This is a genomic window from Buchnera aphidicola (Aphis nasturtii) (assembly GCF_005083345.1).
Taxonomy (GTDB): Bacteria; Pseudomonadota; Gammaproteobacteria; order Enterobacterales; family Enterobacteriaceae; genus Buchnera; species Buchnera aphidicola_R.
Window position 1 is genome coordinate 113,738 of the sequence record NZ_CP034888.1, and the last position, 14,565, is coordinate 128,302.

Annotated in this window: 14 protein-coding genes and 1 tRNA gene; 12 read left to right on the forward strand and 3 right to left on the reverse strand. The window is 22.5% G+C overall.

Annotated features, from left to right (window positions below):
- Positions 1–14 precede the first annotated feature (14 nt).
- The gene (gene tilS / locus D9V63_RS00555; RefSeq protein ID WP_158368416.1) at positions 15–1,355 is read right to left on the reverse strand and encodes a tRNA lysidine(34) synthetase TilS; all 1,341 of its coding nucleotides are present in this window, start codon (positions 1,353–1,355) and stop codon (positions 15–17) included.
- Between the two features lie 41 nt (positions 1,356–1,396).
- Positions 1,397–1,470: transfer RNA gene (locus D9V63_RS00560), tRNA-Val, on the reverse strand.
- A 108-nt stretch (positions 1,471–1,578) separates the two neighbouring features.
- Here D9V63_RS00560 and D9V63_RS00565 point away from each other — a divergent pair.
- The 10 genes from D9V63_RS00565 (at position 1,579) to tyrS (ending at position 11,368) form a co-directional block, all read left to right on the forward strand.
- Positions 1,579–2,205: a riboflavin synthase subunit alpha gene (locus D9V63_RS00565; RefSeq protein WP_158368418.1), complete on the forward strand. Its 627-nt coding sequence runs from the start codon at positions 1,579–1,581 to the stop codon at positions 2,203–2,205.
- 63 nt (positions 2,206–2,268) lie between these two features.
- Positions 2,269–2,850: an electron transport complex subunit RsxA gene (gene rsxA, locus D9V63_RS00570; RefSeq protein ID WP_158368420.1), complete on the forward strand. Its 582-nt coding sequence runs from the start codon at positions 2,269–2,271 to the stop codon at positions 2,848–2,850.
- An 11-nt stretch (positions 2,851–2,861) separates the two neighbouring features.
- On the forward strand, positions 2,862–3,353 hold the full coding sequence (locus D9V63_RS00575; protein ID WP_187308584.1) for an RnfABCDGE type electron transport complex subunit B: 492 nt from the start codon (positions 2,862–2,864) through the stop codon (positions 3,351–3,353).
- Positions 3,354–3,435: 82 nt separating this feature from the next.
- A complete protein-coding gene (gene rsxC / locus D9V63_RS00580; RefSeq protein ID WP_158368424.1) occupies positions 3,436–4,986 on the forward strand; it encodes an electron transport complex subunit RsxC in 1,551 nt (516 codons plus the stop codon).
- Positions 4,987–5,010: 24 nt separating this feature from the next.
- Positions 5,011–6,051: an RnfABCDGE type electron transport complex subunit D gene (locus D9V63_RS00585; protein WP_158368426.1), complete on the forward strand. Its 1,041-nt coding sequence runs from the start codon at positions 5,011–5,013 to the stop codon at positions 6,049–6,051.
- Complete coding sequence (gene rsxG, locus D9V63_RS00590) at positions 6,038–6,652, forward strand: electron transport complex subunit RsxG (RefSeq protein ID WP_158368428.1); 615 nt, start codon at positions 6,038–6,040, stop codon at positions 6,650–6,652. The genes D9V63_RS00585 and rsxG overlap by 14 nt, the downstream gene beginning before the upstream one ends.
- Positions 6,653–6,657: 5 nt before the next feature.
- Positions 6,658–7,305 (forward strand): electron transport complex subunit E, encoded by a 648-nt coding sequence (locus tag D9V63_RS00595; protein ID WP_158368430.1) that lies wholly within the window; start codon positions 6,658–6,660, stop codon positions 7,303–7,305.
- 34 nt (positions 7,306–7,339) lie between these two features.
- The gene (gene nth, locus D9V63_RS00600) at positions 7,340–7,975 is read left to right on the forward strand and encodes an endonuclease III (protein WP_158368432.1); all 636 of its coding nucleotides are present in this window, start codon (positions 7,340–7,342) and stop codon (positions 7,973–7,975) included.
- Positions 7,976–7,991: 16 nt separating this feature from the next.
- Entirely contained in the window at positions 7,992–9,989 is a 1,998-nt protein-coding gene (gene priA / locus D9V63_RS00605) for a primosomal protein N' (RefSeq protein WP_158368434.1), read from the forward strand.
- Between the two features lie 101 nt (positions 9,990–10,090).
- Positions 10,091–11,368: a tyrosine--tRNA ligase gene (gene tyrS / locus D9V63_RS00610; protein ID WP_158368436.1), complete on the forward strand. Its 1,278-nt coding sequence runs from the start codon at positions 10,091–10,093 to the stop codon at positions 11,366–11,368.
- Between the two features lie 38 nt (positions 11,369–11,406).
- Here tyrS and D9V63_RS00615 read toward each other — a convergent pair whose 3' ends face one another.
- On the reverse strand, positions 11,407–11,796 hold the full coding sequence (locus D9V63_RS00615) for an iron-sulfur cluster assembly accessory protein (protein ID WP_158368438.1): 390 nt from the start codon (positions 11,794–11,796) through the stop codon (positions 11,407–11,409).
- A gap of 219 nt (positions 11,797–12,015) precedes the next feature.
- Between D9V63_RS00615 and ydiK the strand changes: the two genes are divergently transcribed.
- Together ydiK and D9V63_RS00625 are read left to right on the forward strand one after the other, a co-directional pair.
- Positions 12,016–13,110, forward strand: coding sequence for an AI-2E family transporter YdiK (gene ydiK, locus D9V63_RS00620; RefSeq protein WP_158368439.1), 1,095 nt, complete (start codon positions 12,016–12,018; stop codon positions 13,108–13,110).
- A gap of 397 nt (positions 13,111–13,507) precedes the next feature.
- A complete protein-coding gene (locus tag D9V63_RS00625) occupies positions 13,508–14,554 on the forward strand; it encodes a 3-deoxy-7-phosphoheptulonate synthase (protein WP_158368441.1) in 1,047 nt (348 codons plus the stop codon).
- Positions 14,555–14,565: the final 11 nt, after the last annotated feature.

Consider the following 14,565-nt stretch of genomic DNA (forward strand, 5'->3'; position numbering starts at 1 on the left):
ACAGATAAATACATTTAATTAAATACAAAATTACTATAATCATTTGATTGAACATTATTGATCCAAGAGATACACCATTGATTTTGATTGTTTTTTTCTTGATATTTCATTGTTTGATTAACAACAAATACACCTAATGCGCTAATTAATTGATTATTGTAAAATATAAGAGGAATTTGATTTCGCAACCAAGGAGGGATGTTATGTTCTTGCCAGATTTTTTTAATATTTCTTTGTTTTTGTCTTCCTAAAATTAATATTTTTCCTTCATGTTGAAAACGAATATTAATTAATTCACCATTTTTTGGTTTAGGTAGATTTATTCCTTCTTTATTATTTCTTATAATATAACCTAAATGGTTAGGAAGAGTTAATTTATGACAAGTATCATGCCAAAATATAATCATATTTTTAATATTTTTTTTTATTTTAACAAAATAAAGAAATTTTTTATAACATCTAATTTCATTTTTTTGAATAATTATTTTTAGACTAGCATTTTTTCGATTATATATGATTTCATTATATATACGCTGAATAGTATTATATGAAGGTGTTTTAATATTTTTTAAAGAAATCCAATATCTAATTAAAGCTTTACATAATTCTTCTTTTAAATTTTTAAAATTTCCAATATTTAAACATTCGTTGAAATTAAGAAATTTTTGAATTTTTTCTTTTAAAAGAATATTTTTTAATATAGTTTCTTCATTACATATTTTAGTAGTACGAAAACAATTTCTTAAAAAAAAAGGCCATTTTTTTTCTAAAACTGGAAGTATTTTATGTCGTATAAAATTACGTTCATAATTTATATTCAAATTAGTAAAATCTTCAATCCATTTTAATTGATTGGAGTTAGCTAATGTTTTGATTTCTTCTCTTGTTTTTGTTAAAAATGGCCGAACAATTTTACTTTTTCCAAAAATTGTTTCAGAAGACATTGCAGATAAACCAGTAGGACCACTACCTCTTTTAAGAGATAAAAAGAATGTTTCGCATTGATCGTTTAAATGATGGCCAGTTAGTAGTATTTCTCTGTTTAATAAATTTTTATAAATTAAGTTGTATCTTTTAATTCGTAGTTGTTCTTCAATGTTATTTGTAATATTTATATCTATTTTTTCAATGATTAATGGTATATTATATTTTTTACAAGTATTAATGCAATGTATTTGCCATTTATTTGAATTAATATGCATATTATGATTGATATGAATAGCACGTATACTAATTTTAGGATTGTTTTTTTTAATTTTTACTAACTGATATAATAGTACTGTAGAATCTATTCCACCACTATATGCTATTAAGAATAGTTTATATTTATATTTTTTAATAATATCTTGAATCAAGTAAAAAGCACCTAACGTATTAAGTATATTTTAATTTTTATTACGTTCGAGTGGACTTGAACCACTAACCACCACTATGTCATAGTGGTGCTCTAACCAATTGAGCTACGAACGTAAAATCTAAAAAAATTATTTTATCATAAAAAAAATTTTTTCTCTATTAAATATATATTATTTTTCAAATAAAAAAGTACTTTAGATAAGATTAAGTTAAGGGTATTTTATGTTTACAGGCATTGTCCACGGAGTAGCTCAAGTTATTTCTATAGATAAGAAAAAAAAATTACATACTTATACTATTAATTTGCCATCGATTTTATTAAAAGGGTTAAAACTTGGTGCTTCAGTTGCAAATAATGGATGTTGTTTAACAGTGAAAACAATCGATAGGTATTATGTAGTTTTTGACGTAATGCAAGTGACTCTTGAACATACTAATTTAGGGTTTGTTAATATAGGAGATTATATTAATGTTGAAAGATCTGTAAAATATGGTGATGAAATTGGCGGGCATATAGTATCTGGTCATATTATGAATACTGCTGAAATTTCTAAAATATTAAAATTAAATAATAATTATATTATATGGTTTAAAATAAAAAATTTCTCTTTAATGAAGTACATTTTTTATAAAGGTTTTATTTGCATAGATGGAATAAGTTTAACAATTGTTAATATTACTAGGAATGAGTTTTGTGTTAGTATAATACCTGAAACATTGTCTTTAACAACAATAGGTTTTAAAAAAATTGGAGAATTAGTTAATATTGAAATTGACTTATACACTCAAATTACTGTAGATACAACAGAACGTTTGATTAATAATAATTTTTTTGTTCCATGCAAATAATTTAAAAATTTTTTATAATATATTACTTAATTATATTTTATTTTTTATAAATGGAAGTTATAAGTGAAAAATTATTTTCTATTTTTTATATCAAATATATTAATTGATAATTTTATTTTGGTAAAATTTCTTGGTTTATGTCCTTTTACAGGAGCATCAAATAAATTCAAAATTGCTGTAGGTATTAGCTTTGCTACAACTTTTGTCGTATTTGTATCTACTATTATTTTGTGGTGTATTAATTTTTTCATTTTATCTCCATTTGATTTAGTTTATTTAAGAATTATTATATATATGTTAATAATTTCATTTTGTGTACAGTTTATAGAAATAATTTTACAAAATACTAGTCCTTTTTTATATCGTATACTTGGTATTTTTTTACCATTAATTACAACTAATTGTGCGGTTTTAGCGATTCCTTTATTTTGTTTATATGAAAATTATACATTTTTAGATTCAATATTTTATGCAATTAGTTCTTCTTTCGGTTTTTCTTTAATTATGATTATATTTGCAAGTATTAGAGAACGTATATTATTATCTGATATTCCTATTATATTTCAGGGATCTCCTATTGTTCTTATTACTATAAGTTTAATTTCTATCGCTTTTATGGGATTTAAGGGTTTAATAAAAACATAATTATGTTTACGATAATAGTTATTTTAATTTTTTCTTTATTTTCGTTTTTTTTAGGTTTAGTACTATCATATATAAATGATATTTTTCCTATAAAAAAAGACCTAATGATAGATAAGATTAATGATATATTACCTCAAAGTCAGTGTGCAAAATGCGGATATTCAGGTTGTTATCCTTATGCAAAATCAATAATAAATAATAATGAAAAGATTAATAAGTGTGTTCCTGGTGGAGATGAATTAATATTTAAAATTAATAAATTATTAAATTTAGACGATAATTTAAAAGATGTAAATATTCAAAATAAATCAATTGTATATACAACAGTAAAAATTGATGAAATAAACTGCGTAGGATGTTCTAAATGCGCTGTATTTTGCCCAGTAGATGCAATAATTGGAGCTCCTAATTTCACGCATACAGTAGTACAAAATTTTTGTACTGGTTGTAATATTTGTTTATTACATTGTCCAACTAATTGTATTAAAATAATTAAAGAATAATATCTAATGCTAAAAATAAAATATATTTTAAAAAAATGTTTATTTAAAAAATTTTGGAAAAATTTGATATTTAATTTTATTAATAAAAAAAAAATATAATTTTCCAGGTGGAGTAAAATGCTTACCAATAAAAGAAGAACTAAATAATTATATTATTAATCACATTCCTATTCCCAAAAATTTTATTATTTATGTTAAATATAATACTTTAAAAAAAAGTATGTTAAGAGTTAAAATTAATCAGAAAGTATTATGTGGTCAACCTTTAACTTTTGGTGATTCTTCAAGTGTCCCTATTCATTCTCCTACTTCGGGTTTAGTTCAAAGTATAGAATTTAATTCTAGTCATGTTGATTTGAATAAAGAAAACATAAAAATTACAATTTTATCTGATTATTTAGATCAATGGATTAGATTAAAAAAAATTGATAATTATAAATTATATTCTGCTAAAAGCTTAATAAAAATTATTTATCAATTGGGTATAGTAGGTCTTGGAGGTGCTCATTTTTCTTCTTCTAAAAAATTAACGCTAAGTATTAATAAAGTACATACGTTAGTAGTAAATGCAGTGGAAAGTGACCCTTATATAACTGCTGATTATTGTTTAATTAATAATTATTTAAATGAGATATTCATAGGATGTAAAATCGTTTCTTGGATATCTCAAGTAAAAAATATTTTAATTGTTATTCAAGAGGATAAAATTGAATTAATTTCAAAAATTCAATTATTAATTCAAAATAAAACACTATTTAAAATTTGTATTTTAAAAAAAAAATATCCTGGAGGTAGTAGTAAAGTTATTATTAAATCTTTAACAGGAAAAGAAATTCCTTTTGGAAAACACTCTATAGATATAGGATATCTTATTTTTAATATTTCAACTGTATATGCTATTAAAAGAGCTATTGTTAATGGAGAACCATTAATTCAGAGAATTATTAGTTTATATAATTATAAGAATCATTTATCTAAAAATTTTTTAATTAGAATAGGAACTCCTATAAACTTTCTTTTAAATTATTTAAAGATTAAAAATAATTTAGATCATATGATTTATATAGGCGGTGTATTTATGAATAATTTTCTTACTGATTTAAATTATTCAATATCAAAAGATATTAATTGTATTACAATATATAAAAAAAAACATAAAAAATCTATTAGTTACTCATGTATTAATTGTAGTTATTGTGTTCAAGTATGCCCAGTTAATTTACTTCCTCAAAAATTATATTTATATTCTAAAAATAAAAATCATAAAAAAACAAAGAACTCTTATATTATGGATTGTATTGAGTGTAAAATTTGTGAAAAGGTCTGTCCTAGTAATATTCCATTAGTTAAATATTTTAAAAATGAAAAAATTATTCAAAATAAAATCAATATAGAAACTAAGCAAAAAAAAATTTTTTTTCGTCGTTTTCAGTTACGAGAAGAAAGATTATTAAACCAAAAAAAAATGTTTTATGAAAATAATAATCACTTTAATAAAAAAAAATTAACAGAATCTAATATTTTAAAAAAAACATTAAAAAAAGAATTTATTAATAAAAACAAAATAGAAAAAAATATTAGAAAAGAAATATTGCGTTCTATAATAGAACGTGCAAAAAATAAAATTTTATAATCTTACTTTTAGAATAACATAAAAATGAATCTTCCTTATATATATAATATTTACAATGTAAAAAAAATGATGTTTTTTGTTCTTATAGCATCTATCCCGGCTATGTTAACAGAATGTTATTTTTTTGGTGTAGTTATATTAATACAAATATTTTTATTTATAATATGTTCTTTGCTATTAGAAATAATTATATTAAAAATATGTCGTAAAAATATTAAAGATAATATATTAGATAACTCATCATTGGTCACTTCAGTACTACTAGGTTTAAGTATCCCTTCTACGTTGACTTGGTGGATGATAATATTTAGTTCTTTTTTTGCTATTGTTGTCTCTAAACATTTATATGGAGGTTTAGGACAAAATATATTTAATCCAGCTATGATTGGTTATGCTGTATTACTCATATCTTTTCCTTTAAATATGAGTTCCTATTACAAAGAAAATACTAAATTATTTTCTTTAGATGATTTACAAACTTCAATAAATAAAATTTTTTTTAAAACAAAAAAAAGTATTATTTTAAATAATAGTCCTGATATTTTTACAGAAGCAACACCTTTAAATAACTTTAAAAACACGTCTCGTATTTTTTATGATACTTCTTTAAAGGATGTAACGATACAAAATAAAAAAATAACTATCTTTACGCCTTGGAGTTACATTAATATAAGTTTTTTATTAGGTGGTATTTTTTTATTATATAAAAAAATTATTTGTTGGCGTATTCCACTTAGTTTTTTATTATCTATATTTATTTTGTCTATTTTGAGTTATTTATTTTCAACGAATTTTATTGTTTCTCCATTTTTTCATCTTTTTTCTGGTGGAACAATGATATGTGCTTTTTTTATTTCAACTGATCCAGTTACAACCTCTTATAGTAATATAGGGAAAATGATTTTTGGTTTAATACTTGGCTTATTAGTTTACATAATTCGAATTTATAGTGATTATCCAGATGGAGTAGCTTTTGCAGTATTACTTGGAAATATGCTAGTTCCATTAATAGATGATTTTTTGAATACATCTGGATATGGGCATAAAAAATATGAAAGATTTTAAAAAAATATTAAAAAATTCATTTATAATGAGTTTTTTTTCTGTTTTATGTTTATGTATGGTTATATATATAAATTGTATTACGAAAAATCAAATAAAAAATCAAAAAGAACAAGAAAAAAAAATCTTTATTCAACAAGTAATACCATATAATATTTATAATTCTTATAAAGTAAAAAAATATTTAGTAAATAATGCATTATTAGGGGATTTAAAAAAACATAATTTATGGTTATTGTTGAAAAATCAAACAGCAAAAATTGCTATTATTGAAAGTATAGCCCCAGACGGATATTCTGGTTCAATTTATATATTAGTAGCAGCATATTTAAATGGTAAAATTATTGGTGTTAGAGTTTTATCTCATAAAGAAACTCCTGGAATTGGAGATAAAATTGATATATCTATTTCTAATTGGATTACTAAATTTAAAAATTTAAGTGTAAGAAATGAACAAGATAATCGTGTATTATTAAAAAAATATGGTGGTCAAATCGATCAATTTACAGGTGCTACTATTACACCACAAGCTGTAACTAATGCTGTAAAAAGAACAGTTATTTTCATTAAGAAAATCCCATTTATATTTTCTTTAAAGAGATAAAATATATGAGATGGAATAATTTTTTTAAAACAAGATTATGGTCAAATAATTCTTCTTTTGTTCAACTTTTAGGTTTATGCCCTGTTTTAGCTATGACTACAAATGCAGTCAATGCTATAGGATTAGGCATTGCAACGACATTTATATTAACTATTACAAATAGTATTATTTCTATATTTAAGTATATAATACCTAAAAATATTAGAATTCCTATTTTTATGTTAATTGTTTCTTCAACAGTAACTTGTGTGGAAATGATATTGCATGCATACCAATTTAATTTATATAAATCATTAGGCGTATTTATTCCGCTAATAGTAACGAATTGCATTGTTATTGGTAGAGCAGAATCTGTAGCTTATAAAAATTCTATTTTAATTTCTTTTTTTGATGGATTATTAACAGGTTTAGGATCAACATTAGCAATGTTTATTATAGGTTCAATACGAGAGATATTAGGTCATGGAACATTTTTATTTGAAAGCAATAAAGTTTTTAATTTTTTAGGAGCTAATGACTTTTTTACAATATTGAATAAAAATATAATAATAATTTTAGCAGTATCTCCTCCAGGAGGATTTTTAGTGCTAGGTTTTTTCATTGCTTTTAAAAATTATTTAGATATCAACAACACAAAAGAAAAAAAATTTTAAAATATATTCATTTAGGTTTGAGCATAATATAAATATGAATAGGACAATACGTTATAAAATTTTATCTTTATTTAATATATATCAACCATATCCTACAACAGAACTAGTTTTTACATCAGATTTTGAATTATTAATATCTTTGATATTATCTGCACAATCAACTGATGCTACGGTAAATAAAACAACTTTTGTTTTATTTAAAGTTGCTAATACCCCTGAAAGTATTTTACAATTAGGTGTAAAAAAATTAAAATATTATATTAAAAGCGTTGGTTTATATAATACTAAAGCCGAATATATTATTAAAACATCTTTTTTATTGTTGAATAAATATCATAATAAAATTCCTGATACTCGTATTGAAATAGAGTCTTTACCTGGGATAGGTAGAAAAATAGCAAATATTCTTTTAAATTTATTATTTAACAAAAAAACTATTGCGGTAGATACACATGTTTTTCGAGTCTCTAATAGAACTGGGTTTGCTATAGGAGAAAGCGTAATTAAAGTGGAAAAAAAATTAATGAAAGTTGTTCCATCTATATTTAAAAAAAATATTCATTTTTGGTTTGTATATCATGGACGTTATATTTGTAAAGCACGAAAACAAAAATGTAATATTTGTTTGATAAACAAATTTTGTGAATTTACTAATAACAATGCTATATGATACGTTGAATATATAAGTGATTATTGTAGATGTTGTCTTACCCTTTCCGATTAAAACATATTTTAGTTATATATTTCCATATTCAATGAATCCTATAGTTGGTGGTCGTGTAATTGTTCCCTTTCATTCAAAAGATGTCGTAGGTATTATCATTTCTTTTGATAAAAAAAGAAATTTAAATAGTTTAAATTTTAAATTTGTTAAACGCGTTATTGATCATCAACCAATTTTGAACTCTTCCTTATTAAATATTTTAATATGGTCAAGTAAATATTATCATTATCCTATAGGAAGTATATTTCTTTCGATCTTACCAAATATTTTTAAATCTAAAAATATAGATAAAAATATTGATCAAATTTGTTTTTCGCAAAATATAAAACAAGTTAATCAATTTAAAATTAATAAAAAATTTTTTTTAAGTAAAAAAATGTTGTTTAAAATAAATAAAATTTTAATTAAAAATTCTTTTACATCTTGGTTAATATCAGAAATTAATTTGTTTGTAAAAATTAAATTTTATTTAGGTTTATTCGAAAAAATTTTAAAAAAAAAATTACAAATTTTAATTATTGTTCCATATATAAAAGATACATATAAAGTATTGTTTTTTTTAAAACAGTATTTCAATATTTCTATTGATGTTATACATTCTAATCTGAGTGATCAAATGTTTTTTAATATATGGATTAAAACTAAAAATGGACAAAATTCTATTGTTATTGGAACAAAAAAAAGTGTGTTTTCTCCTTTTTTAAAATTAGGTTTAATTATACTGCTTGAAGAACATAACTCAATATACAAAAATATAGATAAATTTAAATGTAATATTAGAGATATAGCAATATTAAGAGCATTTAAAGAAAATATACCTATTGTTTTAGATTCAAAAACGCCTTCTTTAAAAACATTATATAATATTATTCATAAAAAAATTTTTTGGATAAATTTTAACCAAATCGATAGTGGTTTAATTTTAAAAAATGAAATTATTGATTTAAATAAAGAAAAAATAAGAACACATTTGTCAGATACTTTAATTAATAGAATTTTTGAAAATATAAAAAAAAATTTTTCAGTTTTATTAATTTTTAATCCGTCTGATTTTATTTTTTTAGGTTTAATTTGTAATTATTGTAATTGGGTACCTAGATGTAATATTTGTCATAATTATTATGAAGTGAAAAAATACAATGATATTGTATTTTGTAGAGCTTGTTTAATTTATTATAAAAAACCATTATTGTGTTATAAATGTAATTTGTTTCCATTAACGAAATTTAATTTTGGTATAAAAAAAATTAAAAAAAATATAAAAAAAATTTTTTCTAATATACCACTACTATTTTTAACAAATTCAAGAAATACTAAAATACAAAAATTAAATTCAAATATTTCTAATTTTTCTATTTTACATTCCGGTATTATTATTACCACAGAAAAAATAGTTCAAAATTATTATTTTCCAAATGTAAAACTAATTGGTTTAGTGAATATTGATCATCATTTTTTTTCTTTAAATTTTAATAATACTGAATATTTTTCTCAATTTTATTTTAATCTTATCAATCTAATACAAAAAAAATCAAAATTTTTCAATATATTAATTCAAACATCGATTCCTAATAACAAACATTTAATCAATATATGTAATAAAAAGTATTTTTTTTGTGCTCGTAATATCCTCATTACAAGAAAAAAATTTTTATTACCTCCATGGAATGTTCAAGTTGTTTTATATTGTCACAGTAAAAAATCTAAACAAAGTTGTATTTTTTTAAAATTTATATATATTTTTTTAAAAAAACAATCTAAAAAAGATAATATTGTTTTATGGTTTGTTGGCCCTGATCCTGTTTTTTCAATATCAAGAAAAAAATATATTTATAAATTATTAATACAATGTTCTTCACGTATTTATTTACAAAAAACATTACGAATTTCACTTGAAATTTCAAAATATTTTTCTATTTTTAATCACATTGAATGGTTTTTAAACTTTGATGTTAATTAATTTTAATAAAATCAAAAATTTTATATATCTTATTATTGAACTTAAAAAGAAATTAGAATAAAATATTAAGACAATTTAAATTTTATTTGAAAAGGTTTTTAATGAACCGTATTAATTTAATTGATGAATTAAAACAACGAAATTTAATATCTCATGTTTCAAATGAAATGATGTTAAAAAAAAATATTGAAAACAATATTATTTCACTGTATTGTGGATTTGACCCAACTGAAGAAAGCTTACATATAGGTCACCTTTTACCTTTGATCACGCTTAAAAGATTTCAAATGCAAGGTCATAAACCTATTGTTTTAATTGGAGGTGCTACAAGTCTCATTGGAGATCCTAGTTTTAAAGAAAAAGAACGTGTATTAAATTTTGATAATAAAATTGATATGTGGATAATCAAAATAAGCAAACAAATATCTTCTTTCTTAGATTTTGATTGTTCTAAAAATAATAATGCAACTATATTAAATAATAAAAAGTGGTTTGAAAAAATCAATGTTTTGTCATTTTTACGTAGTGTTGGAAAACATTTTTCAATTAATACTATGATTAATAGAGAAGCAGTAAAACAACGTATAAAAAGATTAGATCAAGGTATTTCTTTTACAGAATTTTCATACAACTTATTGCAAGCATATGATTTTTTTATATTAAATAAAAAAAAACAAGTATCTCTTCAAATTGGAGGATCTGATCAATGGGGTAATATTTCTGCAGGCATGCACTTAATAAATCGAACTTCTAAAAACGAAGTATATGGTCTAACACTTCCTTTACTTATACAATCTAATGGTATGAAATTTGGAAAAACAGAATCTGGAACTATTTGGTTAGATTCTAAAAAAACAACTCCTTATAAATTTTATCAATTTTGGAAAAACATAGAAGATACTAATGTTTATAATTTTTTAAAATTGTTTACTTTTTTAGATTGTAATGAAATTAATCAAAGAGAAAAAAATAAACATAAAAATAATCAAATTATTAACGATAAAGATTATTTGTCTAAATATATGACTCGTTTAGTACATGGCGAAGAACATGTGCTGGCTGCAGAAAGAATTACAAATATGCTTTTTTTACAAAATATAAATGAAATAAAAAAATCTGATTTACAGCAACTAAAAAAAGATGGAATACCTTATATTGAAGCGCACCAAATTAAAGATTTACAAGAAGCATTAGTATTATGTTCATTAGCAAAATCTCGAACACAAGCAAAAAACATGATAATATCCAATTCTATATCTATTAATACCAATAAAATTGTAAATACAAGTCATATTTTTAATAATAATGATAAATTATTTAATCAATTTACTTTAATTTCAAGGGGAAAAAAAAATCATTGTCTTATATGTTGGCAATAAATTATTTTTTATCTTCGATAGTGCAATCATTAATTAAATTATAAATCAATTGAGAAACTTTCTCCGCAACCGCAAAATTTGTCTAATTTAGAATTATAAAATTTAAAAATTTTATTAATATTATTTTTTACAAAATCAATTTTAATACCATCTAAAAATGGAATATCTTTTTTAGCAATGTGTATTAAAATATTTTCGTAAAAAAAAATTATATTATCTTCTGCTTTCGATTGTGTTTCATTATTAATTAACTCTATTTGATATCGAAAACCTGCACAACCAGATTTTTTTATACTTAATTTAATTCCTTTATTATTTTTTTGAAGACTGATTAGAAATAATATTTGCTTGATAGCACTCTTAGTAATTTCAATTCCCTTCCATGTGCATTGATTGAATAAATAAGTATTTTCTTGTTTTTTTTTCATTTTCTTCTCTTTAATTAATTTTTGATGAAAAGAATATTTTTTAAATAATAATTTAAGTTACGTTTATATATCTTTTTATTTTATTTAAAGAGTATTTTTTCTTTCATGATTTTTAAAATTTTAATGTTATAATTTTTGACTAATAAAATTTTTTAATTATTTTCACTCATCATCTATAATAAAAAAATATTTATAAAAATATTGAGGTGAAACAATTATATGCAAAATCCAAAAGAAAAAATGGATTTATCGCAGTTTATTTTATCATTAATATTTATTATTGCTATAAGCATTACAAGTTTTTTAATAATAAAACCATTTATATTAGGATTTTTATGGGCTAGTACGATTGTAATTGCTACTTGGCCTTTAATGTTAAAAATCCAAAAATTTTTAGGAGGTCAGCGTTTAGTTGCCCTCATTAGTATGATTATTATTTTATTATTATTGTTTATCATTCCAATAGTACTTTTAGTAAATAGTTTAATTGCAACAAGTATTCCTCTTATTCATTGGTTTAGTTCTAATACTTTAGAGTTTCCAGAGCTAATTTGGCTTCAGGATATACCAATTATTGGAAAAAAAATTTTTATTAGCTACAAAGAATTATTAGATAGTGATGGAGCCGAATTAATTAAAGAGGTTAAACCTTATATGGGTCGGACAACTGAATTTTTTATAATTCAAGCTAAAAATTTCGGATTATTTGTAATGCATTTAACTTTAATGTTGATATTCAGTATTGTGCTTTATTGGAATGGTGAAAAAATTAGTAACGCAATTCGTCAATTTGCATCTCGAATCAATTCTAAAAATGGAGATGCTATTATTTTACTTACAGTACGAGCTATAAGATCTGTTGCGTTAGGAGTTGTAGTAACAGCTTTAATTCAAGCTTTTTTATCTGGTCTAGGTTTATTGCTTTCAGGTGTTCCATATTGGACTTTATTGATGATTTTAATTGTTTTTTCTTGTTTAATACAATTAGGTCCATTACCAATTTTATTACCATCTATTATTTGGCTTTATTGGAATAATCACACTACATGGGGTACATTATTGTTAATTTGGAGTTGTTTTGTATTTATATTAGATAATATACTTCGGACTTTATTTATCAGAATTGGTTCTGATTTACCAACTTTTTTAATTTTATCAGGAGTTATAGGTGGTTTATTAACTTTTGGTATAATTGGTTTGTTCGTTGGACCCGTAGTATTAGTAATATTATATAGATTAACAATATCTTGGATCTATGGCATTTCTATCAATTCTTTTATTGACAATATAGATTCAAAATCAAAAATTAATTAATGGTCATAGAACATTAATAGTATTAAATCTGTAAATTTTAAGTTATAAAAATAAATTAGTTAATTTAATTTAAAAATAGAATAAGTACTTTTAAAAATAAATAAAAAATTATGATATTATAAAAAATAATTTAATTATGTTTAATATTTACTGAACAGAATATTAATAATCTTGTATAATTGTATGATTTTTAGGATTTTATCTTCATTTTATTTCCTATTTTAAGCTTTTTTTATGATGTTTAAAGTATACTATTATACTTCTTTTCTCTAAAATTATAATATTTTTAGTATGCCAAAAAAATTTCTTAGAGAAAAGTTTATGATTAATTAGTTTATCGTGATTTTATCACATTTTGATATTCTTTTTAGGATAAAAAATTCGTTTAGAGAATAAAATGAAAAAAACAGATGAACTACGTACAATACGAATCGATCCATTAATAACTCCTTCTGAACTAGCGAAAAAATATTCTATTACTTCAGATATTATGGATAATGTTATTATAACAAGACAGAATATTGCACGAATTATGACTGGTCAAGATTTACGTTTACTTGTTGTAATAGGTCCATGTTCTGTTCATGATCCTCTAGCTGCAGTTGAATACGCTCATCGATTATATGAATTACGCAAAAAATATCAAGATCGTCTTGAAATTATCATGCGTACATATTTTGAAAAACCAAGAACAGTAGTAGGTTGGAAAGGATTGATTTCAGATCCAGATTTAGATGGTAGTTTTAGAGTAAATCATGGACTTTCTGTAGCTCGTAAATTATTATTAGACATTAATACATTAGGAATGCCTGCTGCAACGGAGTTTTTAGATATAGTAGTAGGTCAATTTATTGCGGATTTAATTAGTTGGGGAGCGATTGGAGCGAGAACTACTGAAAGTCAAATTCATAGAGAGATGGCTTCCGCACTTTCATGTCCAGTAGGATTTAAAAACGGTACTGATGGTAATATACGTATTGCCATTGATGCTATTAGAGCTGCTCAAGCTCGTCATTTATTCTTTGCTCCAAATAAAGATGGACAAATGACTATTAACCATACTAGTGGAAATCCATATGGACATATTATTATGAGAGGTGGTCGAACTCCTAACTATCATGCTAAAAATATTGAATCAGCAATAAAAGAATTACGTGAATTTAATTTAATAGAGCATTTAATGATTGATTTTAGTCATGGAAATTGTTTAAAAGAACATATTCGTCAAAAAAATGTTGCTGTTTCTATTTCAAAACAGATCGCTTCAGGATCTAAAAACATATTTGGGGTCATGATTGAAAGTTTTTTAGAAGAAGGATTTCAAACGGTATTAAAAAATAAGCCGCTAATATACGGAAAATCAATTACTGATGCTTGTTTAAACTGGAAAGACAGTGTTTTAATTATTAAGCAATTAGCAGATGCGGTAGATACTCGTTTTTAGTTTATATGCTA

Bases quoted from the DNA above. Each gene is read 5' to 3' on its own strand.
- D9V63_RS00565 (WP_158368418.1), top strand. From the start codon at position 1,579: ATGTTTACAGGCATTGTCCACGGAGTAGCTCAAGTTATTTCTATAGAT.
- D9V63_RS00585 (WP_158368426.1), top strand. From the start codon at position 5,011: ATGAATCTTCCTTATATATATAATATTTACAATGTAAAAAAAATGATG.
- rsxG (WP_158368428.1), top strand. From the start codon at position 6,038: ATGAAAGATTTTAAAAAAATATTAAAAAATTCATTTATAATGAGTTTT.
- D9V63_RS00595 (WP_158368430.1), top strand. From the start codon at position 6,658: ATGAGATGGAATAATTTTTTTAAAACAAGATTATGGTCAAATAATTCT.
- nth (WP_158368432.1), top strand. From the start codon at position 7,340: ATGAATAGGACAATACGTTATAAAATTTTATCTTTATTTAATATATAT.
- tyrS (WP_158368436.1), top strand. From the start codon at position 10,091: ATGAACCGTATTAATTTAATTGATGAATTAAAACAACGAAATTTAATA.
- D9V63_RS00615 (WP_158368438.1), bottom strand. From the start codon at position 11,796: ATGAAAAAAAAACAAGAAAATACTTATTTATTCAATCAATGCACATGG.
- ydiK (WP_158368439.1), top strand. From the start codon at position 12,016: ATGCAAAATCCAAAAGAAAAAATGGATTTATCGCAGTTTATTTTATCA.
- D9V63_RS00625 (WP_158368441.1), top strand. From the start codon at position 13,508: ATGAAAAAAACAGATGAACTACGTACAATACGAATCGATCCATTAATA.